Genomic DNA, 23,281 nt, shown 5'->3' with positions numbered 1-23,281 from the left:
TCAGATATTCGAGGCGGGATTATTTTTTGACGCGAGATACTCGATCAGAATTGCGCCAACCGCCAGCAGGATGTAGAGCCAGAGTCCCCACAGGCGGATGATCGGGTCATTGGTCTGACCAATGAAAATTACCAAAGCGAGGATCAAAGCCAACACCCATGCGATAAGGTGGATGGTTCGGAATCGACGCGCGTCTTTCTTCCAGAGCAAGAGCAATGTAGTGAAAAACGGTATCAGGGGCAAAATCGAAAGTCCGCCGACCCATAGCCCCGACATGACAGTCCCACAGAAATCACCGTTCAAACGGATAAAAGGCGCTGAACATTCGTATTCCGCTGGCACATTAATGACGTCAAATGTCCATGGTCCCAGCAGGGCGACGACAAATAATATCAACGCGCCCGTTCGGAAGATCGATATGTTCTGGGTAATCATGCGACCACTCTTTCTTGGTTCTAACGCGAGACCTTTGCATTATCCCGAATAACTTACATCCTAAACCTTCAACGGGAATTATAGCCGTGTATAAAAACAAGCCGTATCTCATGGATACGGCTTGTTCTTGCAAAGTCTTAACCTGCTCGTGAACGAGGTCCGCCTGTCATTCTTTTATGCTCTTCCATGTACGCTCGTAACAAGGCGTTCATTCTGGTCTGATATCCGCGTCCTTGTCGTTTGAACCACTCGATTACATCGCTGTCCAATCGCAGGGTCATTTGGCGTTTATAGGTCGGCTTAAGTCCGCGTCGAACCATGCCTTTAGCAAACATCTCAGGCGTAATTTCAGGGATTTCCGAGAAGTCAATATCTTTGTCGGTCATGGCGTCAAGCCGTTTGAAATCAGTGCCCAACTTCTTCGAAGCAGCGTTTTTCCTCATATCGAGTATTTTACTACCCATTGATGTTTCATAAAAAAACAAGCCGCATCCATTTCAGGAAGGCGGCGAGTTCGAGGGTATTCATTATTCGTTTTATTCCCAACGGGCAACTACGTCAAACTCAATCAGTTCCTTTTTTGAATTGCGTTTTCGAATTGGTCTGCACTCGATATTTGAAAAGCCCAATGTCTTCAGCATCTTGGCATACAGTTGTTCGGTGGAAACAAGCGTCCCGTAAAACGTAGAATTACCAACAATATAATGAATTTCTGAGCAAGGGGCAAGAATGGGGGTCAAGCCTTTAAAATGACTCCACATATCGTCGAAGTATTTTGCGACATATTTTGAGAGCACGATCCCATTTTTATTGTTTGTGTTGGCTATTTTATCTAGGATGCCAAGCAGTTGTTCGTTCCGAAATTGCTCGGTAGGACGTTCCCATCTGTAAGTTTGCTTGTGGCTATTCCCCATGTGCCGCCAATAGTTTCCCAGTCTAATTCGCCGGCATCTCTGCCGTTTGATAAAAAATCCAACCAGTACATGTAAGGCCGGAGTTCCCGTATATAAGACATACGATTTGCATAGGGAGGCGATGTAATGACCAGGTCGAATTTTCCATCAACAACACTCGCGGGATTTCTAGAATCCCCAAGTAAAATTGTTGCTTTCCCGCTTGGGTTTTCACCGGCGCTATTAATGATAAATTGGACGTCTGCGGCGAAGGTTTCATATAAATCGAACTCCAGCCCCATCTTTAGTTGCCCGCCATTTTTAAAGGACATGGATTGATGGTTGAATGCGGCATTGGATAATTTCATCAATGTTCTGCAAAATGCGACCATTAGTAGCCTCCGTTGAGCGGAGGCTACTTCTGTTGTCTTATAAATCGCGGATTTGAGCAGTTGCAGAAAATTCAGTTCCCTTTGATGCCACCAACGTTCAATGTTATGGAGCGGCGGCAGGGAATATGGCTCGATGTTTTGCTTTTTAACTATTTCAACTATATCGAGGCAGACCTCTCGGGTTAATTCAATATCAACCGTTGAATAATGCATTGTCTTTGCCTGTCCAAGCCATATCAAGAAAGGATTGATATCAGTTGTTACGCCTTCTCGTCCATGATAAGCGGCGCTCAACGCTGTGGTGGCTGTTCCGCAGAACGGATCGAATATTCTACGGGCCTCGGGGTTTGAAATTACCAAATCTTCGACGATTTTTAGGGAGTAGGCAGGCGTAAGACGCAACCAGCCATGACGCCCGGTTTTAGCGTTGAACTTATAAGTAAAATCAGCGCGCTGGCGGAGGCTTTCGCGCTCCAAAACAATACCCATTATTTCTCTCCAAGGATCAGCAACGACTTGAGTACGTTGTTAACTTCCCGTTGGATCACTTTACTGTTTCGCTTGAAGAATGCGGCAAGGTCATATCCAACGACTTCGCGCATGAAATCGTATGTCGAAACCAATGGATTGTTTTCCCCAACTACGCCGGTGATAACCGCCCATTTTTCGGATCTATACCGGAGCAAAATATCCTCATCAATTTGGGTTGATAAGATCACGGCGCACGGAAGATAAGTCTGCGTGTACGCGGTCGCCGCGTTTGCAATATCCGCATTTTGACGTTTTGAGTCTTTGCTTTTATAGCCCTGTCGCACTTCAAAAATTGCGCCTGTTAATTTGGCAGATATTCTCGAATCGACATCTAGACTTTTCGCAGACTCTCTCATCCAACTTTGGAAGCGAAGTCTTTTTGATTTATCGCTGATTCTGTCTAGGGGAATTCGACCATCCAGATATAGTGTTCTGGTTTTTCCGCTTGGCAAAGGAATACTGTAAGACCATCTTACATCGTTGTCGGATAACCCAAGCGAATCTTTGATGATCGTTCGAAAAAGCGTCTCACACCCAATACCAATTTGTCGGTAAATACTTGTCATGCCGCCAGCCGCCTTATGCGCAGCATACATCAGTGGGTTATATAAACCCAGCCAACGATAAAACGGATCGCTTCGATAAAGATTTTGAAACTGCTTCATACTCAATCCATCTTTATTCGATCCTTGTCCAAATTTAGGTTTATAGTTGGCGCAAACTCGAATCGGGTCTACTATCAGGTCAAGATATGCCTTGTCTCTTTGCTTTAAAAGTAATCTCCTAAAAACACCGATTAACCAAAACCTGCCTCATAACTATAAAGCCAGTTTGAGAATTTGGCAAACAAAAACAAGCCGCATCCTCACAGACACGGCTTGCCAGTCTCCAATCTCCAGTCTCTAATCTCTCAATCAAGCTTCCCCGTTACCATCGCCATCTTCAACTCGCCGATCGCCTTCGTGATGTGAATATCGCGCGGACAGGCATTGGTGCAGTTATACGCGGTGTGACAGCGTACCGTGCCGTTCGTTTCGCTCAAAATGTGCAAGCGTTCCGATGCGCCCTCATCGCGGGAGTCAAAGATGAAGCGATGCGCCGCCATCAACGCGGCGGGCCCGTAATACTCCTCGCTCGCCCAGAACGACGGACATGACGTGGTGCAAGCCGCGCACAAAATACATTTGGTGGTCTCATCGAAGCGCGCGCGTTGTTCGGGAGATTGCAAGCGTTCTTTTCCATCGGCGGGCAACGGCGACTCGTTGATGAGATATGGAAGCATCTTCTTGTAATTATCGAAGAACGGCTCCATGTCCACGATCATATCTTTGACAACTTTCAAACCCAGCAACGGCTCGATCGTGATGTTCGCGCCCACGTCGCGCACCAGCGTTTTACACGCCAGCATGTTGCGCCCATTGATGCGCATCGCATCCGATCCGCACACGCCATGCGCGCACGAACGGCGGAAAGCCAGCGACCCGTCCTTGTGACCTTTGATCAACTCAAGCACATCGAGGATGCGGTCATTTTCATGCGCGTCCACTGTGTAAGACTCGTAATGTCCGCGCGAATCTTTTTCGGGGTTGTATCTAAAAATCTTAACTGTTACTTCCATGTAAACACCTCTGCATCAAACTTAACTCGTAACGTGTAACTCGTATCTTGCGCCACAACGAGGAGATTGCTTCTCGAAGACTCGCAATGACATTAGTAAACCCTTGGCTTCGGCTGAAACTTCGTGATCACCACAGGCTTATAACTAATTTCCAACTTGCCATTCTTCTTCGTGATCAACGTGTGCTTCAACCAATTCGCATCGTCGCGTTCGGGATAATCCTCGCGCGCATGTCCGCCGCGCGACTCTTTGCGGTTCAACGCGCTCGCCGCCACCGCTTCCGCCACCGCCAGCATGTTGCCGAGTTCCCACGCGTTCAACAATTCGGTGTTGAACACATGTCCCGTGTCGCCCACGCGCACATCGTTGAATCGCGCCTGCATGTCGCGCACTTTTTCCAACGCCGACGCCATATCTTTTTCGTTTCGATAAATGCCGACTTCCTCGAACATGACCTTCTTCATCTCATTGGATAGATCGTACGCATTCGTTTTACCCGACCCATTCCGCAGCGCTTCAAATTCGGACCTCGCGCCTGCTTCGGCATCGTCGGGCAGTTTCGCCCAGTCAACCGACTTGGCGTACTCCGCGGCTGTTTGTCCCGCGTGTTTGCCGAACACAACGAGGTCGAGCAGTGAGTTCGTGCCGAGTCGATTCGCGCCATGCACAGACACGCACGCGCACTCGCCTGCCGCGAATAAGCCAGGGATTTTCGTGCCTTTATCGTCAACGACTACTTCGCCATATTTTGTCGTCGGAATTCCGCCCATCGTGTAATGCGCGGTCGGTTGAGTCGGCATCATTTGTGTGACAGGGTCCACTCCGAGGTAGACGCGGCAGAAATCCACGATGTCGGGAATCTTTTGCAAGATCGTGTCGCCAGTGATCTTGTAGGGAGAACCGTCGGGGTTGGTGCGTCCGTCCTCCGCCGCGAATTTGTTCACCGTCTCAGGGCGGATATCCAGATAGACATAATTTTTACCGTCAATGCCGCGACCTTCTTTGATCTCGGTGTAGATCGCGCGGCTGACCACATCGCGCGACGCCAAATCCTTGACCGTGTGCGCATACTTCGGCATGAAGCGTTCGCCCTTGCCGTTGATCAGCACTGCGCCTTCGCCGCGCGCGCCCTCGGTGATGAGGATGCCGAGTTTGTAAATGCCTGTGGGATGGAACTGGAAAAATTCCATGTCCTCGAGCGGAATGCCGCGACGGAAGAGGATCGCCGCGCCGTCGCCGCTGTAGGCGTAGGCGTTGGACGTCACCTCAAAAATGCGACCATGCCCGCCCGTCGCGAAGATGATCGCTTTTCCGTGAAAGATGTGAAATTCGCCAGTGGCTAATTCGATCGCGACGACCGCCGTCGCTTTGCCGTCCACCATAATGAAATCAATCACTTGATATTCATCGAAGAACGTGACGTTGTTCTTGATGCACTGTTGGTACAGCGTTTGCAGGATCATATGACCCGTGCGGTCTGCCGCGTGCGCCGCGCGTCGGACGGGTTTGCCTGTTTCATTATTCGTATGCCCGCCGAACGGACGCTGTGAGATGCGTCCCTCAGGCGTTCTGTCAAACGGCAAGCCCATATGTTCGAGTTCAAGCACCGCATGGATGGCTTCGCTCGTCATAAATTCGATGGCGTCCTGGTCGCCGAGATAATCCGACCCTTTGACCGTGTCGTACATATGCCATTCGGGTCTGTCTTCCTCATAATTGCCCAACGCCGCGCTGATTCCGCCCTGCGCCGCGCCTGTGTGCGAACGCGTCGGATACAACTTGCTGATGACCGCCGTCTTCGCGCCGCGTGAGGCGTAGAGTCCCGCCATGAGTCCCGCCCCGCCCGCGCCGACCACGATCACTTCAAATTGATGAACATTTGCCATGAATACTCCATTTTTTACCACAAAGGACACGAAGGGCACTAAGGATTTAAGGCTGATGGGTTTGGTGACCTTGATGCCTTTAGTGATTGAAAGATTTTGTTATTTTTCTTTTACTTCAAACTCGCTCGTCCTCAAACAAACTCCAAACCAATTCATCTCGCTCTACCAACTAACCAACCTTCGTGTTTAATTTCTTTACACCACGATTCGTTTGATACCGTCTTTGAGATGAGGCACATTGAAGTTGATGAGAAAACCGAGCCGCACTTTACTCAAACGAAGGTAGGTTATCAACTGCGCTTCAAACACTGGATGCATTTTCTCAACCGACTTCAACTCTGCGATCACACATTTTTCAACGAGCAGGTCAATCTTCAATGCCGATTCGAGTTCCACGCCTTCAAACATGATCGGAAGTTTTACTTCCGTCTCGGCAAGCGCTCCGCTTGTCGTCAGCACATGTTTTGTGGCTGTTTGGTAAACCGACTCAAGCAAACCAGGTCCTAAAATCGTATGAACTTTATATGCCGCATCGAGAACCAACTTTCCGATTCTCTCCGTCTCTGCTGGAACAGGCAGATAAATTTTCTTCGGCGGATTTGGCATGAATGCGGTTCCTTCTGACTAACTCATCCTCAAACAAACTCCAAGTCAATTCCTCTCGTTCCACCAACGACCAACCTTCGTGCTCTTTGTGCCCTTCGTGTTTAAAAAACTACGCCGTCAAAATAACATAAACTGCAACAATGCTTGCCACGACCGCATACGTGATAACAATATTCCGCGCCCAGCGACGCGCGCCTTCGCTTGTGACGTAATCATCCCAAATTTCCAACACGCCGTGAACGCCGTGCCCGCAGGCGACCAAAACAAACGCGATGACCATCAACTTGGCGAGGATGGTCATCCAGATCACGCCGATTGGATTCCCCGCCAGGTTGGGGAAGAACGCCCAGTAGAACACATCGCCGAGGTTCGCGCCTGTCTGCGCGCTGACGATCAAGCCGCCGAGGATGCCCGCGAGGATCAAGCCGTACATGGCGATCACCGTGAAGCGCGTGAACGCCCACATGAAGGTCTCGAAGTTGAAGCCGCGCTTGTTGAGGGGAAGGGTTCTTGCCGCCATGTCTAGCCTCCGAACGCGTTGCGGAACACAACGAATAATGCGAATCCCGCCACGATAATATACGCCACCCATTCGATGTTGATGGCGGCGCGGTAATGCTCGATGAGTTTGGGCGAGAGGTCAAGGATGGTGATGCGGAGTCCGTTGATGGCGTGGAACAGCCCGAAGGTCAGAAAGACCGTTTGGAAGATCCAGTTGCCCATCAGCGCCTGCATGGAGTCCAATCCCAGCAATGAAAGAATGTAAACCGTGAAGAAGATGAACAACGCGCTTCCCCCGATGCGATGCAGGATGTAGGTCAGGTACGGAGCGCCTCCCTTGTATCCCAGCCCCGCCGAAAGACTGACGTTTCGATTCAATCCCATAGATGCCTCCAAGAAATATTGAACGGGGCTTATTGTACACCCTCACGCGCAAACTGAAAACAAATGTCAATTTTGTAAAACAACAGTTACAATTGCTGAAAAGATTCTTGAATTGGAGAACTCATGAAAACATCAAACGGATTGGAATACATCGAAGTGCAAGCAGGCGCGGGCGCGCAAGCCGAGGCAGGGAAAACGGTCAGCGTGCATTACACGGGCAAGTTTCAGGATGGAGGCGTGTTCGACAGTTCCGTTTCGCGCGGCGAGCCGATCACCTTCCCGCTTGGGCAGGGACGTGTCATCAAAGGCTGGGACGAAGGCATCGCGCTGATGAAGGTCGGCGGCAAGGCGCAACTCATCATCCCGCCCGATCTTGCCTACGGCGAGCGCGGCGCGGGCGGAGTCATCCCGCCGAATGCGACTCTGGTGTTCGATGTTGAGTTGGTGGATGTGAAGTAGATCGTCAAGACCTTGCCGATCGGCGATAGAAACTTACTCAAATTCGATAAAAAAAGCGCTTCGTTACTCGACGAAGCGCTTTTTTTGTTTGACTACCAGACTATCAAACTAGCCAACTATCTGACTAACCCAAATGCATCGGCATGATCACATGCAGGAACTGGTCATCGCCCACAGGCTTGACCACGCCTGGCGCGTTCGGCGCAGATGTTTCCAGCGCGACGTTGGGGGTGCGGATGACTTCCAAGGCTTCTCGTAAAAATTTCACGTTGAATGCAATGAGCAATCCGCCGCCATCAACAGTCGCTTCGACGATGGTTTCGTTTTTGCCAGTTTCCTCAGAGGTGGCGGAAATTTCCACTTCGCTGGGTTGCATGTCGCTTTGCGCGGACTTAATATTGAAACGCGCCACGTTCGAACCTTCGCGCGCGAAAATTTCCGCTTGTTTGCAGGCTTTCAACAACGATGAAGTTGAAACCAACGTGCGCGATTTATACGAACGCGGGATGATCTGTTGAAAATCGGGGAATGTGCCGTCAATTAATTGCGAGACCACTTCCACATCTTTCACGCGGAAGACGACCTGTCCGCGTCCTTTGGGTAACACCATGTAGATCGGCTCTTCACCATCGGATGCGACGCGCGCCAACTCCTTCAAGGCTTGGGCGGGGACGATGGCGGAAACTGAAGCAGGCGCGGGGGCGGAAAGAACCGCTTTGCGGACGGAGAGTCGGAATCCATCTGCCGCCGCCATCGTCAGCTTGTCTTTATCCACTTGCATCAAAACACCCATCAAGACAGGACGCGCTTCATCGGAGGACGCCGCGAAGACCACCTGATGGATCATCTCGCGGAAATCGCCGCCGTTGATCTGCACCGCGCCTTCGAGATCGGGCGTGGGCAACGGCGGGAACTCTTGCGCGTCGATGCACTTGATATCGTTCGTGGATGTTCCGCCGCGCACATTGAGCGTTTGCGTTTGCGCATCGAGTTTCAACATCACCTGGTCGCTCGGCAAGGTGCTCACCAGATCAGAGAACGTGCGCGCTGGCACAGTGGTCGAGCCTTCTTCTTCGATGCGCGCGGGAATCCAACAAGTGATGCCCATCTCCAAATTTGTGGCGGAGAGTCGCAAGCGTCCCTCATCCGACGCGATCAACACATTCGCAAGCACAGGCAAGGTACTGCGCGGCGAAACCGCTTTCGATACGATACTTAATCCACGCGCAAGGTTTTCTTGAAGGATGGTTACTTTCATGGCACGGCTCCTCGTTGTTGAGTGCGCTTATTTTACTTCATAACGCTCTTTATACAACAGAGTATACTTGGCATATTCACCATCTCAAGGAGAGTTTCCATGACCATCTCTGCCCCTCGCTGGGATATGACCAATGTCTATCCCTCGCTCGAATCGAAAGAGTTCAAGAACGCCGTGAAGGAATACTCAGCGCTTCTGGATAAGTTCGAGAAATTCTACAAGAGCAAATTGACCAAAGCCAGCGCAAAAACAAAATCGAAGGAGCTCGGCGCCCTGCTCGGCAAGGCGGTGGATCAGTTCAACGCCATCTACGAACTCGGCGGGACGCTCGGCGCGTACATCGAAGCCTTCGTCACCACCGACTCGCGGAATAAAACCGCCAACCGCCTGCTCTCCGAACTCGAGCAAGTGCAGGTGCGCCAGCGCAACCTCGGCACGCAATTCAGCGCGTGGGTTGGAACGCTCGGTAAAAAACTGGATGAAGCCGTCGCCACGAATCCCTCGGCGAAGGCGCACGCGTTCGGACTCAAAGAGACGCGCGACCAGGCAAAATATCTGATGAGCGAAGCGGAGGAAATGCTCGCCGCGGAAATGTCGCTCAGCGGAGGCAACGCCTTCGGCAAACTGCAGGGGACGGTCACCTCGCAACTTTCTGTGGACTTCGAGCTGGACGGCAAACTTCAAAAGTTACCCATGCCCGCGCTGATCAACCTCCGCTCGCATCCCGATGAAGCGACTCGTCACCGCGCGTACGATGCGGAGAATCAGGCGTGGGAGGGAGTCAAAGAGACGCTAGCCGCGACCCTCAACGGGGTCAAAGGCGAATCGAACATCCTGTGGAAAAGACGCGGACGCAAAGACGCGCTCCACGCCGCGATTGATTTCGCGCGCATGGATCGCAAGACCCTCGACGCGATGATGGGCGCGATGAAAGATTCGTTCCCGATGTTCCGCAAGTATTTCAAACACAAGGCGAAGAAACTGGGCAAAGAAAAACTGGCGTGGTGGGATATCTTCGCCCCGCTCGGTAAAACGGACAAAGTCTATTCGTACTATGAAGCGCGCGATTTCATCCTCAAACATTTCGGCGAATTTTCATCCGATCTTCATGTTATGACTGCGACTGCGTTCAAGAACAATTGGATCGACGCCGAGCAACGCGATGGAAAACGCGGCGGCGCGTTCTGCATGGGAGTCCCGGCGGTGAAGGAAAGCCGCGTCCTTGCCAATTTCGACGGTTCGTTCAATCAGGTCAGCACGCTGGCGCACGAGTTGGGTCACGCCTTCCATAATTATTGCGCATACAAAGCAGGCAAGACCGAACTGCAACAGAACACGCCTATGACTCTCGCAGAGACCGCTTCCATCATGTGCGAGACCATCGTCACCGAAGCCGTATTGTCCACTTCAAAAGACCCGCAAGAGATTCTGGCTGTGCTTGAATCGCAAATTGAAAATGCGGGGCAAGTGATCGTGGATATTTACTCGCGCTTCCTCTTTGAAAAGGAAGTGATGGAACGCCGCGAAAAATCCGAACTCTCTGCCGACGATTTCTGCGAGATCATGGAGCGCGCCCAAAAAGCGACCTATGGCGACGGACTCGATGAACGCTATTTGCAAAAATTCATGTGGACGTGGAAGCCGCATTACTATTCGCCAAACTTCTCGTTCTACAACTTCCCCTATGCGTTCGGTCTGCTGTTTGCCACAGGCTTATATGCCATCTACCGAAAACGCGGCGCAGACTTTGTCCCCGATTACATGAACCTGCTCGCCTCCACCGGCGAAGCGTCTGCGGCGAAACTCGCCAAGCGTTTCGGCATCGACATCACGCAGAAAAAATTCTGGCAGGACAGTCTCGCCATCATCGGGAAGCAAATCGATCGGTTTTGTGAGTTGTGAGATAAGGTAAACAGGTAGACACGTAAACAAGTACACACGTGTCTACCTGTTTTACCTGTGTACGTGTTTCCGTGTGTACGTCCCTGGAGGACCCATGCCCAAAACAAGAATCTTCCTCGCCATTTCAATTCTCATCCTCGCAACACTTGCATGCAACGCGTTATCCCCAACCGCCCAGCCGACACCGGTCATTATCCTCGAGCCGGGGAATCCATCCACGCCTTCCAACCTGCCTGCCACCGAAGCGGATGTTCCGCGCATTTCGTTGGAAGAAGCGTACACGGCTTATGTCGCCGGCGCGGCGATCATCGTGGATGTGCGAGGCACGGAAGCATACAGCGAGAAGCATGTAGTAGGCGCGTTGTCCATTCCGTTGGATCGATTTGAAATTGACATTAATAGCGTCAACCTCGACAAAGACCAATGGATCATCACCTACTGCACCTGACCGAACGAGCATACGAGCGCCCGTGCGGCGTTCCTCATGTTGCACAATGGATACACACAAGTCGAAGCATTGCTCGGCGGGTTGGAAGCGTGGATCAATGCGGGGTATCCGGTTGAGCCGTAGGACAGGATTAATCTTGTCTTACAAATCATGACCATCCTCTCCATCCACCACGTTCAATTAGCCATGCCCGCGGATCAAGAAGATTCAGCGCGGGCATTTTATGTTCACATTCTTGGGCTAACCGAAATTCCCAAACCTGCTGAGCTCGCCAAACGCGGGGGTATCTGGCTTCAAAATGTTCCTCCCGATCCGACAGCAGTTGAACTGCTGTCGGATCAACCTGTTGTTCAAATCCATCTCGGCATCGAAACCGATTTCCGCCCGGCGCGCAAGGCGCACCCCGCACTCCTCGTGGATGATCTTGATACGCTCATTGAAAAGATCCAAGTGGCGGGCTACGAATGGGACTTGTCACAGCCTCCGCTGGAGGAATTCAAGCGCGCGCATGTGTTCGATCCCTTTGGGAATCGGATCGAGTTGATGGAGAAGATATAAACACGCCTCATGTCACCCGTTGGGCTGGTTCAGCCGCCCCAACCGAATCCACACTGACGCGTTTGTGCGCGGATGAAGGTTTGCATCCTTACACGTGGTCGAATGGACCGCACGATACCTACGCGGCACATTCCCACTCATACGACAAAGTCATCTACGTCCTGCGCGGTTCGATCACATTCGGTTTGCCGGAGTTAGGTCAATCACTGGAGTTGCATGCGGGCGACCGGCTCGACCTGCCTGCCGGGGTTGCGCACAATGCCCAAGTCGGCGCGGAGGGGGTGGTCTGCCTGGAGGGACACAAAGGTCGAGAGGGTGAATCAGGTTGCCCGCGCCGCCCTGAGCGTGTCGAAGGGTCGAAATGAACCGGGTTCTTCATCCAAAAGAAAAAGCCCTCGTTGAGTGACGAGGGCTTGTCGTTCGCGGTCGTTTACCAATCGCCTTGAAGCCAGCCGCGCATTTGCATCGCGTCTACCACGCGTTGGATGGCGACCATGTATGCCGCGTCGCGCATGTAGACGTTCTTTTTCTCCGACATTTCATACACGGCGTTGAAGGCATCGGTGATCTTTTCGTCCAGCCGCCCGAGCACTTCTTGCTTCGACCAGTAGAAGTTCATATCGTTCTGCACGCCTTCGAAGTAAGAGGTGGTGACGCCGCCCGCGTTGCACAAAAAGTCGGGGACGAGGAAGATGCCTTTTTCCTTGAAAAATTCATCCGCTTCGGGCGTGGTGGGACCGTTCGCCCCTTCTGCCATGATCTTCAAGCGGCTGGAAATTTTCTTCACCGTCTCGGCGTTGATCTGATTTTCAATGGCGGCAGGGATGAGGACATCCACTTCTTTTGAGAGCCACGCGTCGCCGTCTTCTGCCACGTAACCCGCCTCGGTTGCTTTTGCTTTATCCACTGTGCCGTATTGATCGGTGATCGAAAGCAGGAATTTTGCGTCCACGCCGTCTTTGTGGCTGTACGTGTATGATTTTTTATCGTTGCGGTCCCAGCAGGAAACGCAGGCTACTTTTCCGCCAAGGATTTCGACGAACCCCATGGCGGCATGTTGCGCCACATTGCCAAAGCCCTGGATCGCCGCCACAGAATTCTTCGGATCGATATTGCGGCGTTTCATCGCTTCGCGGATATTGTAGATCACGCCAAAGCCGGTCGCTTCGGTGCGTCCCTGCGAACCGCCGCTCCCGACCGGTTTGCCGGTGAACGCGCCGGGCGTAAATTCACCGGATAATTTCGAATACTCGTCCATCATCCAGCCCATCATCTGGGCGTTGGTGCCCACGTCCGGCGCGGGGATGTCTTGCCGCGGCCCGATATTTCTGATCATCTGCTGTACCCAGCCGCGGCAGAGATGTTCTTTTTCGTTGACTGAAAGTTTGGAAGGATCAACGACGATGCCGCCTTTTCCGCCGCTGAGAGGGATGTCCACCACCGCGCATTTCCACGTCATCCACATGGCGAGGGCGCGCACGGTGTCGAGGGTCTCGTCTGCCGCAAAGCGGATGCCTCCCTTGCTGGGTCCGCGCACGTCGCTGTGTTGCACGCGGAAGCCGGTGAACACGCTGAGCGAGCCGTCGTCCATCCGCACCGGGATGCGGAAGGTGAACTCGCGCGTAGGCACACGCAAGACCTCGCGCACGCCGGCGTCGAGTTTTAACTGTTCCGCTACATGGTCGAATTGCGCCTGTGCGATCTGGAAAGCATTGATTTGTCCAGCCATAACTTTCATCTCCTGAAAATTAAAATATAAACGGGCATCCCGGACGGGAAGCCCGCTTTCACTTCGATGGTTGCGCCGCGCATCCTGTAAAGTGATCCATCATTGCGTTTGCCCTGATTGTACCGTCAACCCGGAACTCAGGCAACAGTCAATTCAACGGGAGGGTTACAAATGAAATAAAGAGGCCGGGCGCATGCCCGGCCGGTTGGCTTATTCAAGATTATCTTCGTCGGTCTCGTCGTCCCCTTGATCGAACTCATATTCGACCTTGTCGCTGTCGAGATGCACCCAAAGCAATAGCACATGCCCGTCGGAGGTTTCCACGTTGCGCGCGGCAAAGATGGGCGCGCTTTGCTCCACGCCGAAATCGTTGCGATAATGCAAGTGGATGGGGGCTTTTGCGTTCCACGCGCGATAACAACGTTCCACCAGCGCGGGTCCGTTGAACGTGCGCAAGCGCGTCAACGCCGGGACGGATAATTGGGCGCGTTCGTTCAAACCCAACGCCCAGCCGTCGTTGACCGCCTCGAAAATAGGCGGCGGTCCCTCGATAATTGTGATCTTTTCGTCCATAGTGGCGACACTATACCATAAAAGGAATTTGGCAAGCATTGCGATTGTATTAGATGAATGTTGGAATTTTCCTGCCATGCAAGACGCTTGCGCTCAGCCTACCCGGTAGGTATACTACCCTCATGCAACCAGAAAAGATCGGGATATATGAAATCAAATCAGAGTTGGGGCGCGGCGGCATGGCAACCGTCTACCGGGGATACGACCCGCGCTTCGAACGCGAGGTGGCTGTCAAAATCCTGCCGCCTGAACTGCTCCACGCCGACCCGCAATTCCGCATGAGGTTTCAGCGCGAGGCGAAGATCATCGCCCAGCTTGAGCATCCTTCCATTGTGCCGGTCTACGATGTGGGAGAGACCGAAGACGGCAAACTGCCTTATTTCGTGATGAAGTACATGAACGGGGGATCGCTCTCGGAGCGCATCAAAAAAGGGATCATGAGCGTGGCAGATGCGGCGCGCATCCTCGAACAGATCGCGCCCGGGTTGGATGAAGCGCACTCGCGGGGGTTCATCCACCGCGATCTCAAGCCCAGCAATATCCTATTCGACAGCCGCGGCATACCATATATATCCGACTTTGGCATCGCCAAGATGACCCAAAGTTCCGGCACCATGACCGGCAGTGGCATCATCGGCACGCCCGCGTACATGGCGCCCGAACAAGCCACCGGCGACGCAGTGGACGGCCGCGCCGACATTTATGCGCTCGGCATCATCCTCTTTGAAATGCTCACCGGTAAACAGCCCTACGAAGCCGACACTCCAATGGCGGTCGCCATTAAACACGTCACCGACCCGGTTCCGCGAATTTTAACGTTCAACCCCAACCTGCCAGCCGACATGGACTTAATCATCCAAAAGGCGATGGCGAAAAGCCGCGATGACCGCTTCGGCACGGCGGTTGAGATGGTTCAAACCCTCAAAGCGATCGCCGGGCAACTTGGAGCGGAGAAAAAGACGCAGACGCTCTCCGCGTTGCGGGCAACGAGAAAACACCAAGTCGTTGCCGAAAAAAGAAAATTTTCACCGGCGATCATCGCTGTGATCGTGTTGGGCGTGATAGGAGTCGCGGCGGCGGGATACTGGCTGACAAACCGGAACAGCCCGCCCGTCGAAAAAGAAGCGACGCAAACTTCCGCGCCCACCTCTGCCCCGGTCACGTTCACTTCCATGCCGACGGTTGAGTCGACCGTCACATCCGCACCGGCGACCGAGACCGCCACGCTCGCCGCGCCGAGGGAAACGCTCGCGCCCAAAATCCCGCTCATCGGCGGCGCAGACAAGATCGCCTTCGTCGCCAACCGCGATATCTGGCTGATGAATGTGGACGGCTCCGACCTGAGGCAACTCACCTTCGACGGCGCCGCCAAAACCGACCTGCAATGGTTGAACGACGGCAAGACCATCATCTTCATCAGCGGCAAGACGATCAAGTACTTCGATATTACAACCGATACGGTTGATACGCTCGCCACCTTTCCCGCCGAAGTGTCGGTGGATGCTTTTCAGGTTTCACACGACAATAAACAAGTTCAGGTTGCCATGAGCAACACCATCTTCGTTGTGCCGTTCGACATAGAACAGTTCAAAGCCATCACCAATCGCGGACAACTTTCGCAAATGAAGGATGCCTGTCTGGTTGAACATACACCCAAGACCATGGCAGTTGCCAGAGTTCGAGAGGCGCGCTGGTCTTCTGACGATCAACTCGTCGCCTGGTTATACACGGGCAACGACGCAAACAACCCAAACCTGCAAGCCGAGCAGATCGGCGTGCTCGATATTTCAGACTGCAAGCCGGAACTGATCGATCTTAAGGACAACTTTCCCGGCACACGCTTCACGCCAGCCGGGTACGAATCTCACGAAATTCCCGACTTCGACTGGGACGGTATGGAACAATTTACATTCAACACCAACCGCCGCAATAACGGCTGGGGCGAAATGTACATCTATAACTGGCTCACCCACAAAGGCATTCAGCAAACTCCGATCGGTTCCTGTTGCTATCGCGATGTCCGCTGGAGTCCCAATGGAACTTTTATATTGATCGCCTTCCAAGACCAATCTCTGGGACCGGACGCAAAAACACAACTTTTTTACCTGCCCTCCGGCGAACTGGACACCGGCGCCAACCTCACGCCGCTCCCTCTGCCTGAAGGATTTTTCAAAGACCCCCGAGAAGGCATTCAAGCGGCGCTACGCCCAGCCCAACAACCCTAAATCGCGTTGACAATTTCCCAAACCATCCCCGGCCCGCGATAGACCAGCCCGGTATACACTTGAACCAGACTCGCGCCCAACGCGAGTCTTTTCTTTGCATCTTCGGGACTCGCAATTCCGCCCACGCTGATGATCGGGACTCTCTCATTGACCAACTTCACAACCTGACTCAAAACCGCCTCACTCCGACCTTTGAGCGGACCGCCGCTTAGTCCGCCTGTCTCGCCCTTCAAGTTTGATCGCACTCCTTCGCGTGAAAGAGTCGTGTTCGTGGCGATAATCCCGTCCATTTTTTTATCGAGGATGACTCCGATTGCATCATCCAATTCTTCATCAGATAAATCAGGCGAAATTTTTACAAGGATTGGAAGTTTCAGGTTCCAGGTTTCACGTTCCAAGTTAATGTGACCCAGTAAATTCTCCAACATCTCGCGATTCTGTAAACGACGCAAACCGATGGTGTTAGGCGATGAGATGTTAATGGTCAAATAATCCGCCCGCGGAGCAAACACCTTCATCAACTCAACATAATCGCGCGCGGCTTCTTCCAACGGCGTGTCTTTATTCTTCCCCAAGTTCACGCCAACGATCACAGACCTTCGATTGCCAACCTTCGACATGCGACCTGCGACCTTCGACATGCCCTGAGATGGAAACCCCATCCGATTGATCACCGCCTCATCTTCCGCCAGCCGAAACACACGCGGACGCGGATTCCCAGCCTGAGGCTTCGGCGTGACCGTCCCCACTTCGACGTGACCGAACCCCAGCGCGGCGAGTCCGCGAACTGCCACTCCATCCTTGTCATATCCCGCCGCGAGACCGACGGGATTCTTGAATGTTAATCCAAACGCCTGAACGGGTTTTGATTCGGTTTTATAGAGTCGTGTGAGAAACCAATTGGAAAGTGGGAAGTTTCCTGCAATACTTAACAATCGAAGCGTGAGTTGATGCGATGCTTCGGGGTCGAGGCGAAAGAGGAAGGAGCGAAGAAATGAATACAAAGCTTTTCCTTTGTGTTCCCTTGTGAACTTTGTGTTTAGAATCGTTTCTGCCCGCTCTTATTCAAGAAATACTGGATCATTTCCTCCTCAGGGTGCGGAACATTCATCAACGCGAACATCGCCGCCAGCTCGCCGCGGTGATGTGTGTTGTGATTCGGCGGCTGGACCATCATCTGCCACAACGGAAGCGTGAACGTCTCGCCTTTGGGGTTGGTGTACGTCACATCGCGCCACAGGCTGGTCTCCGTTTGCTCCGAAACGTAATCGCGCATGTTCTTTTCCACCTCCACCCAATACGCGCGGATGGATTTCACATCGGGGAAATCTTTCGCATCGAGGAACTCGCCCTTCTCGCCGAGCCAACGCTGACGCCACATCCGCTCCGAACTCATCATGTGGACAAGGATCGCGTGGGCGGTCTCCCATGAATGTCCGTGCTTGTGGAAGAGGCTTTCGTGATCGAGCGTCTCTGCAACAACGAGATAACGCTTGTTCGCCCAGTAGTTGTACTCGTAGAGTTCTTCAAGATAATTTTTGAATTGCATAATTTCTCCGTGGGGCGGGATGCTTGCCCTGAGCCTGTCGAAGGGGTATCCCGCCTTATGATCGTTTCTTTCCTTGTTTCAACATCTCGATCATCTTGACGATTCGATTCTGCCACGTCTCTTCCTTTTTCGCTTCGTTGATCCACATCACATATTCTCTTTTGTGCGAGTACGAAAGTTTATCAAAGAACGCTTTGGCTTCCTTATTCTGTTTCAATTCTCTCATCAGATCTTTGGGGACTTCGACCTCGCGCGGCTCGGTATCCAACTCAACCGTGATTCTCACCTTATCGCCAAACGACTTGCCGATCTGCTCGCGGATGGATTTGAGGATGATCAGGATGTGATAGTCCGTGCCCATGCGCGCCAACATGCCGCGATACGGAACCCCATCAAACGTGGCTTTGACCTTGGGTTTCTTCGCGCCGAAGGCTTTCTCCACATCGAAGGGAACGTCCACGAACGCGCCGCCTCCGCCTGCGTTCAATATGGTGGCTGTGAAGGTGTGTTTGTTGGGCATAGGTCCCTCGTAAGTTTATTCTAACATGTACAATGAGTGTATAATTTCAACGAGGAAAAATGTCGCTTACTTTTAGCACACTTGCACCCGCAGATTTGGAGCGGTATCGAAAAGCGCTTAGAAGCCGCGTGGATGTCGCGCGGACTCAGGCTGATTCGCGCTTTAAGAAAGCCAGCGAGATTGCCAGCCGCACGGCATTAGTTCTTAAGCGTGAATTTGACGTAAAGAAAGTTGTGGTGTTTGGCTCCATCGTTCACCCGCATTTATTCCATGCCCATTCGGACGTTGATCTTGCTGTTTGGGGATTAACAGGACGACAATACTACAGGGCAGTAGGATTACTTCAAAGCTTGGACCCAGAAATCAGCGTAGATCTTATCGCTTTTGAAGATGCGACGAAATCGATGCAAGAAACCATCTTGCGCGATGGGAATGAACTATGAGCGAGTACTCCGCGCTGGCAGAGTTTTTAGAAAGTGTCAACTGAATTCAAAAGCAGAACTCGGAGTTTTTGAAAACTCCGAGTTCTTTTATTTTACGAACGCGCCGCCTGCATTGAGGATGGTGGCTGTGAAGGTGTGTTTTTGGGTATAGCTCATCTTCTCTTATACTTTTGCAATAAAGTGTTGTATTCTAAAGAACCGGGTTGAGGGCCAGTCAATACTGCATCAATAAATTCCTGAGGCGGCATATAATGATGCTCTACAACATAATGATAAATCAAAGCGGGTACCGCATAAATCACGCCTTTTCCTATAATACGTATCTCCCCATTTCCAATGCTCATCCAATTTGCATTATCACCGTAGGCAGGGTGATCCCTGCTCCATTCATCGAATGAAAACCCACAAAGTTCACATTCATGGAATCCCCGCATGGTTTTTACAATATTTTCATCTAGGCAAAATCTAAAAAGTTTTTCTCGAAACTCAATTGTTGTATCGCCAATATCAAAACCTTCTATCGCACTCAGCCAGCCAATATTGAGCGATTCTTCATTTCCGTAGTAAGAATAGGGGGATAAATCTTTGAAATAAGTCATTATGAGTCTTTCAAAAACTTCCTCGTCGCCTCAATTTTATCCTTCTCCACCTTCCCCGTCTCCTCCCAATACTCCAACAATTGACCGATCGTCAACACCGCGTGCAGGGAATATCCCGCCCCCGCCAGCGACTCTTTCGCGCCCGATTGACGATCAATCAGCACGACGACATCCTTCACGACCAAGCCCGCGCCTGTCAATTTTTCGATGGCTTCAAATTTACTTCCGCCCGTGGTGGCGAGATCGTCAATGACGACGACCGTCTCGCCTGCGTGATACTCGCCTTCGATCTCCGCTTTCGTGCCATAGGACTTGGCTTCCTTGCGCGGGTAGATCATGGGATAGTTTCCCGCGAGGGAGATGGCGGTTGCGATGGGGATGGCGGCGTAGGGCAAGCCTGCAATGCGAGAGAATTGGAGAGTTGAGAGAATTGGCAAATAGGCTTGAGCAATATCCGCGAGAAGTTTGGGATGGGTGATGATGCGGCGGAGATCAATGTAAATGGGACTCGTGAGTCCCGACTTGAGAGTGAACTCGCCGAATTTGATACAGCCTGCCTCGAGTAAACCATCTGCCAGAGAGTGAAGTTTTGGGTTCGTGTCAGTCATTCGCATCCTTTCTCAATATTACAGCGCAAGGTAGGCGGACGTTAGAGAACGTCCGCCTACGCCCATGGTGTAAGAGACGCTCTCTAGCGTCGGACTTTGCGCTGTAAAACTAATAGCCGCGTTCGAAATCAACTTGGTATTTTAATTCCACGCCGCGCAGGTAACGCTGATAGTTCTCACGGAAGATTCGCACAATGTCCTCGGGCAAACTGGGCGCGGACGTGTGAAAGGTCATCAACAAATTCGGCGTCGTCCAAAACGGATGCTCTTTCGGAAGCGGCTCTTGATCAAACACATCCAGCGCCGCGCCTGCGATCTGCTTCGACTCGAGCGCATGGATCAGCGCGGATTCGTCCACTGCGCCGCCGCGCCCAACGTTGATGAAGATCGCGCGCGCGGGCAAGGCGTTCAGCAATGAGGCGTCCACGATGCGATGCGTCTCCGATGTGTTCGGCAGGACGGCGACTAGATAATCCAACTCTTTGGCAAACTCAATTAAATCGTTTCCGTGATAATACGCATCCACATCGGGGCAATCTTCGCTGGCGCGCGTATATCCGCGCGCGCTCATTCCAAAATGTTTTGCTGTCTTTGCAATGACTGCGCCGATCGAACCGACGCCAAGCAACCCGATCGTCTTTCCGCGCAACATGCCCGTTGTGCTTGAGTCCCAGCGATGTTCCTGTTGGGCGCGATAGCGTTCAAAGATGCGCCGCTCATGATTGAGCAGATACCCGAACACATACTCAGACATCAAATCGCCGAACACGCCGCGCGCGTTCGTCAAAATATAATCGCGGCGCAGTGACGGGTCGAGAAACTGCTCCACGCCCGCATACATGGATTGCGCCCAGCGCAAGTTTTTCATCTTCATCAAAAGCGGCTGGACCAATTTCGGCTCGCCAAGGACGATCTCACAATCCAAACCAACCGCCTCGGCTTCCGTCGCATTCATTGCAGTGACGATTTTCAACTCAGGCAATTCCGCCCTTTCAAGCAAACGCCGATATTTGTCGGCATGTCCCGATACGATCAAAAGTTTAGCCATTAAGTTTTCCGATTTCATTTCTAATGCTCAAGATTTCATCTTGTAGTTCCGCTGCAAGTTACCATCAATCGAAGAGTTGAATCATGTCAGCCATAAAGAAATTCCACGATCCGTTCCGCATCCATGACCGTTACAGGTATGCCTGCTTTTTCAAATGAACGATTCGTTTTTGAAAACTTCAATTTGAATTCAAAGCCTTGAAGATTTTGATTGGTCTCCTCGATGTAATCAATTTCGCTTCCATCGTACGTCCGCCAAAAATAGGAGGAACTCAGGCTTCGCCGATATTCATTCATTTTCATCCGCTCGGCGATCATCCAATTTTCGAACAGGGCGCCGCCGTCTGCGCGCGAATCCAGCGGATTGAAATTGCGGATGACCGCGTTCCTCACGCCGACATCCCAAAAATAGATTTTTCTTAATTTCGAAAGCGTCCTTCTTTTGTTGCCCGAGTAGGGCGGCAGGCGGAAGATAACAAAACTGCGCTCCAACAGTTGCACATAACGTTCGACGGAGATTCGATCCATGCCGATGGTTTGGGCGAGTTCGGCGTACGAAACTTCCGACCCGATCTGCAAGGCAAGCGCCTGCACCAGCTTGTTCAAAGCCTCAGGGTTGCGAACCTGCTGAAGTTCCAAAATGTCGCGATACAAATAACTGGCGGCGATCTCTCTCACTTCGCGCGCCTTGCTCTCGTAAGAATCCTGCTGGATCACGCGCGGATAGGAACCATACACAAGCAGGTCAGTCCATTTTTTTTGAATTTCCAACACATCCGCATCGGGAACGATCTCCGACAATGCCAGAGGATACAGGTTGTACACGAACTTTCTCCCCGTCAGCGGCTCCTGCGTGGAATCAAGCAGGTTGATCGTGGACGAACCTGTAACGATCACCTGCCGTTGCGCGCCGTAATGATCCACCAGCAGTTTCAACGTTTGCCCGATGGTTTTTATCTTTTGCCCTTCGTCAACGAAAAGAACTTCCGCGTCTCCCACCATGCGCGTGAGGCTCTCGAGGCTTTTATCGTTCAGCGCCTCGCGGTCTATCGGATCGTCGCCATTGATAAATCGGACCTTGCGCCCATCGAGCCGCTCCAGCGCCATTTGCGCCAGAGTCGTTTTACCCGTCTGCCGCGCGCCGACGAGAATAATCACACGACCTTGGAAACAGTCGCTGACAAGATTATTGGCGATTAGGCGGGAGTAAAGCATCGTATTTTGGCGTAATTTCGTGAGTTAACTCATTTTATTACGCTATTTTTCCTGTGTCAATTGCATTTTGACCTGCACCATCTGGTCTCGTATCTCCGCCGCCGCCAACTTCGGATTCTTTGCCCGCGAGATTCCGCGTGAGACGGGGATCAACATCCCGCTTCCATCCCGACGTAAGCCTGCTCGCAAAGCGGACGCCAACTCCCCGCCTTGAGCGCCAACGCCAGGCGCGAGGAACCACAGATCAGGCGCGGCGGCACGGACGCGTTTCAGCGCCTCCACATGCGTCGCGCCGACGACGAGTCCGATGTTGTTGTTGGTATTCCATGATTGGGCGAGGTGGGCGACGTGTTCATGTAACGGTAGGGGCGGACGGCCGTCCGCCCCTACGACGGATATATCTTGCAAATCACCTGAACCTGGATTCGATGTTTTGCACAACAAGAACACGCCTCGCTCTGGATAATTTAAAAAGGGATCAATCGAGTCTTTGCCAAGATACGGACTCAACGTCACGCAATGCGCGCCGAGCGATTCAAACACAGACTTTGCGTATGCTTCGGCTGTGGAGGCGATGTCGCCGCGTTTCGCGTCGAGGACGACGGGGATCATCGAGCCGAGTCGTTTTGATTCTTCGTCAATCGCTTCGATGACTTGCTTGAGCGCGGTCCAGCCCTCGGCGCCGAAGACTTCGAAGAACGCGGCGTTGGGTTTGAATGCCGCAGCGTAGGGAGCGGTCGCCTTAACGAGAGTCAGGCAGAAGTCGAGGGCTGAAGCGGCGCTGGGAGAAGTCAACTCGCTGACGTGCGGGTCAAGTCCCACACAGAGCAATGACGAGCAATCATCCACGCGCTTTTCCAAAAAAGAAAAAAAAGTTTCCATGTTTTAGAGTTCCATGTTTT

At 52.3% G+C, this 23,281-nt stretch carries 27 protein-coding genes; 7 read left to right on the top strand and 20 right to left on the bottom strand.

Going from position 1 to position 23,281, the window contains the following annotated elements:
- From IPM31_05270 to IPM31_05230, 9 genes are all read right to left on the bottom strand, one after another.
- Positions 1–435 (bottom strand): hypothetical protein, encoded by a 435-nt coding sequence (locus tag IPM31_05270; GenBank protein MBK9006387.1) that lies wholly within the window; start codon positions 433–435, stop codon positions 1–3.
- A 137-nt stretch (positions 436–572) separates the two neighbouring features.
- Positions 573–821: a BrnA antitoxin family protein gene (locus tag IPM31_05265; protein MBK9006386.1), complete on the bottom strand. Its 249-nt coding sequence runs from the start codon at positions 819–821 to the stop codon at positions 573–575.
- A gap of 446 nt (positions 822–1,267) precedes the next feature.
- Complete coding sequence (locus tag IPM31_05260; protein ID MBK9006385.1) at positions 1,268–2,209, bottom strand: DNA methyltransferase; 942 nt, start codon at positions 2,207–2,209, stop codon at positions 1,268–1,270.
- Complete coding sequence (locus IPM31_05255; protein MBK9006384.1) at positions 2,209–3,048, bottom strand: hypothetical protein; 840 nt, start codon at positions 3,046–3,048, stop codon at positions 2,209–2,211. The genes IPM31_05260 and IPM31_05255 overlap by 1 nt, the downstream gene beginning before the upstream one ends.
- Before the next feature lie 113 nt (positions 3,049–3,161).
- A complete protein-coding gene (locus IPM31_05250; protein MBK9006383.1) occupies positions 3,162–3,869 on the bottom strand; it encodes a succinate dehydrogenase iron-sulfur subunit in 708 nt (235 codons plus the stop codon).
- A 92-nt stretch (positions 3,870–3,961) separates the two neighbouring features.
- On the bottom strand, positions 3,962–5,755 hold the full coding sequence (locus IPM31_05245) for an FAD-binding protein (protein ID MBK9006382.1): 1,794 nt from the start codon (positions 5,753–5,755) through the stop codon (positions 3,962–3,964).
- Positions 5,756–5,950: 195 nt separating this feature from the next.
- The gene (locus IPM31_05240; protein ID MBK9006381.1) at positions 5,951–6,361 is read right to left on the bottom strand and encodes a GxxExxY protein; all 411 of its coding nucleotides are present in this window, start codon (positions 6,359–6,361) and stop codon (positions 5,951–5,953) included.
- 109 nt (positions 6,362–6,470) lie between these two features.
- The gene (locus tag IPM31_05235) at positions 6,471–6,881 is read right to left on the bottom strand and encodes a hypothetical protein (protein MBK9006380.1); all 411 of its coding nucleotides are present in this window, start codon (positions 6,879–6,881) and stop codon (positions 6,471–6,473) included.
- Between the two features lie 2 nt (positions 6,882–6,883).
- Positions 6,884–7,246, bottom strand: coding sequence for a hypothetical protein (locus IPM31_05230; protein MBK9006379.1), 363 nt, complete (start codon positions 7,244–7,246; stop codon positions 6,884–6,886).
- 123 nt (positions 7,247–7,369) lie between these two features.
- On the opposite strand from IPM31_05230, the gene IPM31_05225 reads away from it, so the two are divergent.
- Positions 7,370–7,705, top strand: coding sequence for an FKBP-type peptidyl-prolyl cis-trans isomerase (locus tag IPM31_05225; protein ID MBK9006378.1), 336 nt, complete (start codon positions 7,370–7,372; stop codon positions 7,703–7,705).
- A 124-nt stretch (positions 7,706–7,829) separates the two neighbouring features.
- On the opposite strand, the gene dnaN is transcribed toward IPM31_05225, so the two are convergent.
- Positions 7,830–8,963, bottom strand: a complete 1,134-nt coding sequence (gene dnaN, locus IPM31_05220) for a DNA polymerase III subunit beta (protein ID MBK9006377.1) — start codon at positions 8,961–8,963, stop codon at positions 7,830–7,832.
- Between the two features lie 99 nt (positions 8,964–9,062).
- Here dnaN and IPM31_05215 point away from each other — a divergent pair, with 99 nt between their 5' ends.
- The 4 genes from IPM31_05215 (at position 9,063) to IPM31_05200 (ending at position 12,236) form a co-directional block, all read left to right on the top strand.
- On the top strand, positions 9,063–10,865 hold the full coding sequence (locus tag IPM31_05215; protein MBK9006376.1) for a M3 family oligoendopeptidase: 1,803 nt from the start codon (positions 9,063–9,065) through the stop codon (positions 10,863–10,865).
- A gap of 94 nt (positions 10,866–10,959) precedes the next feature.
- Complete coding sequence (locus tag IPM31_05210) at positions 10,960–11,313, top strand: rhodanese-like domain-containing protein (GenBank protein ID MBK9006375.1); 354 nt, start codon at positions 10,960–10,962, stop codon at positions 11,311–11,313.
- 150 nt (positions 11,314–11,463) lie between these two features.
- Positions 11,464–11,871, top strand: a complete 408-nt coding sequence (locus IPM31_05205; GenBank protein ID MBK9006374.1) for a glyoxalase — start codon at positions 11,464–11,466, stop codon at positions 11,869–11,871.
- Positions 11,868–12,236, top strand: a complete 369-nt coding sequence (locus IPM31_05200; protein MBK9006373.1) for a cupin — start codon at positions 11,868–11,870, stop codon at positions 12,234–12,236. Before IPM31_05205 ends, IPM31_05200 begins: the two co-directional genes overlap by 4 nt.
- A 65-nt stretch (positions 12,237–12,301) precedes the next feature.
- On the opposite strand, the gene IPM31_05195 is transcribed toward IPM31_05200, so the two are convergent.
- Together IPM31_05195 and IPM31_05190 are read right to left on the bottom strand one after the other, a co-directional pair.
- Positions 12,302–13,600, bottom strand: coding sequence for a Glu/Leu/Phe/Val dehydrogenase (locus IPM31_05195; protein MBK9006372.1), 1,299 nt, complete (start codon positions 13,598–13,600; stop codon positions 12,302–12,304).
- A gap of 210 nt (positions 13,601–13,810) precedes the next feature.
- Positions 13,811–14,212 (bottom strand): hypothetical protein, encoded by a 402-nt coding sequence (locus IPM31_05190; GenBank protein MBK9006371.1) that lies wholly within the window; start codon positions 14,210–14,212, stop codon positions 13,811–13,813.
- 83 nt (positions 14,213–14,295) lie between these two features.
- On the opposite strand from IPM31_05190, the gene IPM31_05185 reads away from it, so the two are divergent.
- Positions 14,296–16,398 carry a protein kinase gene (locus tag IPM31_05185; protein MBK9006370.1) on the top strand — a complete coding sequence of 701 codons (2,103 nt, stop codon included), beginning with the start codon at positions 14,296–14,298 and terminating at the stop codon, positions 16,396–16,398.
- Here IPM31_05185 and IPM31_05180 read toward each other — a convergent pair.
- The 3 genes from IPM31_05180 to IPM31_05170 are packed head-to-tail and all read right to left on the bottom strand — an operon-like array spanning position 16,395 to position 18,467.
- Entirely contained in the window at positions 16,395–17,402 is a 1,008-nt protein-coding gene (locus IPM31_05180) for a quinone-dependent dihydroorotate dehydrogenase (protein MBK9006369.1), read from the bottom strand. The two genes, IPM31_05185 and IPM31_05180, sit on opposite strands and share 4 nt — an antisense overlap.
- Before the next feature lie 35 nt (positions 17,403–17,437).
- Positions 17,438–17,947, bottom strand: a complete 510-nt coding sequence (locus tag IPM31_05175; GenBank protein ID MBK9006368.1) for a DinB family protein — start codon at positions 17,945–17,947, stop codon at positions 17,438–17,440.
- A gap of 55 nt (positions 17,948–18,002) precedes the next feature.
- Entirely contained in the window at positions 18,003–18,467 is a 465-nt protein-coding gene (locus IPM31_05170; protein ID MBK9006367.1) for a DUF1905 domain-containing protein, read from the bottom strand.
- Positions 18,468–18,526: 59 nt separating this feature from the next.
- Between IPM31_05170 and IPM31_05165 the strand changes: the two genes are divergently transcribed.
- On the top strand, positions 18,527–18,910 hold the full coding sequence (locus tag IPM31_05165) for a nucleotidyltransferase domain-containing protein (protein ID MBK9006366.1): 384 nt from the start codon (positions 18,527–18,529) through the stop codon (positions 18,908–18,910).
- Positions 18,911–19,062: 152 nt separating this feature from the next.
- Here IPM31_05165 and IPM31_05160 read toward each other — a convergent pair whose 3' ends face one another.
- The 5 genes from IPM31_05160 to pyrF all read right to left on the bottom strand — a co-directional run bounded on the left by IPM31_05160 (position 19,063) and on the right by pyrF (position 23,261).
- Positions 19,063–19,509: a hypothetical protein gene (locus IPM31_05160; protein ID MBK9006365.1), complete on the bottom strand. Its 447-nt coding sequence runs from the start codon at positions 19,507–19,509 to the stop codon at positions 19,063–19,065.
- Complete coding sequence (locus tag IPM31_05155) at positions 19,509–20,117, bottom strand: orotate phosphoribosyltransferase (protein ID MBK9006364.1); 609 nt, start codon at positions 20,115–20,117, stop codon at positions 19,509–19,511. Before IPM31_05155 ends, IPM31_05160 begins: the two co-directional genes overlap by 1 nt.
- Before the next feature lie 109 nt (positions 20,118–20,226).
- Positions 20,227–21,165 carry a D-2-hydroxyacid dehydrogenase gene (locus tag IPM31_05150; protein ID MBK9006363.1) on the bottom strand — a complete coding sequence of 313 codons (939 nt, stop codon included), beginning with the start codon at positions 21,163–21,165 and terminating at the stop codon, positions 20,227–20,229.
- Between the two features lie 86 nt (positions 21,166–21,251).
- Positions 21,252–22,379 (bottom strand): ATP-binding protein, encoded by a 1,128-nt coding sequence (locus tag IPM31_05145; GenBank protein MBK9006362.1) that lies wholly within the window; start codon positions 22,377–22,379, stop codon positions 21,252–21,254.
- A gap of 42 nt (positions 22,380–22,421) precedes the next feature.
- On the bottom strand, positions 22,422–23,261 hold the full coding sequence (gene pyrF / locus IPM31_05140) for an orotidine-5'-phosphate decarboxylase (protein MBK9006361.1): 840 nt from the start codon (positions 23,259–23,261) through the stop codon (positions 22,422–22,424).
- Positions 23,262–23,281: the final 20 nt, after the last annotated feature.

The organism is Candidatus Defluviilinea gracilis (assembly GCA_016716235.1).
Lineage (GTDB): Bacteria > Chloroflexota > Anaerolineae > Anaerolineales > Villigracilaceae > Defluviilinea > Defluviilinea gracilis.
Note: the sequence above shows the minus strand (reverse complement) of the source record. Positions and strands in the feature narration are given on the sequence as shown.

Coding starts and splice junctions, on each gene's coding strand:
- IPM31_05235 (MBK9006380.1), bottom strand. CDS start 6,881: ATGGCGGCAAGAACCCTTCCCCTCAACAAGCGCGGCTTCAACTTCGAG.
- IPM31_05155 (MBK9006364.1), bottom strand. CDS start 20,117: ATGACTGACACGAACCCAAAACTTCACTCTCTGGCAGATGGTTTACTC.
- IPM31_05175 (MBK9006368.1), bottom strand. CDS start 17,947: ATGCAATTCAAAAATTATCTTGAAGAACTCTACGAGTACAACTACTGG.
- pyrF (MBK9006361.1), bottom strand. CDS start 23,261: ATGGAAACTTTTTTTTCTTTTTTGGAAAAGCGCGTGGATGATTGCTCG.
- IPM31_05195 (MBK9006372.1), bottom strand. CDS start 13,600: ATGGCTGGACAAATCAATGCTTTCCAGATCGCACAGGCGCAATTCGAC.
- IPM31_05240 (MBK9006381.1), bottom strand. CDS start 6,361: ATGCCAAATCCGCCGAAGAAAATTTATCTGCCTGTTCCAGCAGAGACG.
- IPM31_05205 (MBK9006374.1), top strand. CDS start 11,464: ATGACCATCCTCTCCATCCACCACGTTCAATTAGCCATGCCCGCGGAT.
- IPM31_05210 (MBK9006375.1), top strand. CDS start 10,960: ATGCCCAAAACAAGAATCTTCCTCGCCATTTCAATTCTCATCCTCGCA.
- IPM31_05190 (MBK9006371.1), bottom strand. CDS start 14,212: ATGCTTGCCAAATTCCTTTTATGGTATAGTGTCGCCACTATGGACGAA.
- IPM31_05225 (MBK9006378.1), top strand. CDS start 7,370: ATGAAAACATCAAACGGATTGGAATACATCGAAGTGCAAGCAGGCGCG.
- IPM31_05250 (MBK9006383.1), bottom strand. CDS start 3,869: ATGGAAGTAACAGTTAAGATTTTTAGATACAACCCCGAAAAAGATTCG.
- IPM31_05170 (MBK9006367.1), bottom strand. CDS start 18,467: ATGCCCAACAAACACACCTTCACAGCCACCATATTGAACGCAGGCGGA.
- IPM31_05265 (MBK9006386.1), bottom strand. CDS start 821: ATGACCGACAAAGATATTGACTTCTCGGAAATCCCTGAAATTACGCCT.
- IPM31_05160 (MBK9006365.1), bottom strand. CDS start 19,509: ATGACTTATTTCAAAGATTTATCCCCCTATTCTTACTACGGAAATGAA.
- IPM31_05245 (MBK9006382.1), bottom strand. CDS start 5,755: ATGGCAAATGTTCATCAATTTGAAGTGATCGTGGTCGGCGCGGGCGGG.
- IPM31_05150 (MBK9006363.1), bottom strand. CDS start 21,165: ATGGCTAAACTTTTGATCGTATCGGGACATGCCGACAAATATCGGCGT.
- dnaN (MBK9006377.1), bottom strand. CDS start 8,963: ATGAAAGTAACCATCCTTCAAGAAAACCTTGCGCGTGGATTAAGTATC.
- IPM31_05145 (MBK9006362.1), bottom strand. CDS start 22,379: ATGCTTTACTCCCGCCTAATCGCCAATAATCTTGTCAGCGACTGTTTC.
- IPM31_05185 (MBK9006370.1), top strand. CDS start 14,296: ATGCAACCAGAAAAGATCGGGATATATGAAATCAAATCAGAGTTGGGG.
- IPM31_05230 (MBK9006379.1), bottom strand. CDS start 7,246: ATGGGATTGAATCGAAACGTCAGTCTTTCGGCGGGGCTGGGATACAAG.
- IPM31_05270 (MBK9006387.1), bottom strand. CDS start 435: ATGATTACCCAGAACATATCGATCTTCCGAACGGGCGCGTTGATATTA.
- IPM31_05165 (MBK9006366.1), top strand. CDS start 18,527: ATGTCGCTTACTTTTAGCACACTTGCACCCGCAGATTTGGAGCGGTAT.
- IPM31_05260 (MBK9006385.1), bottom strand. CDS start 2,209: ATGGGTATTGTTTTGGAGCGCGAAAGCCTCCGCCAGCGCGCTGATTTT.
- IPM31_05215 (MBK9006376.1), top strand. CDS start 9,063: ATGACCATCTCTGCCCCTCGCTGGGATATGACCAATGTCTATCCCTCG.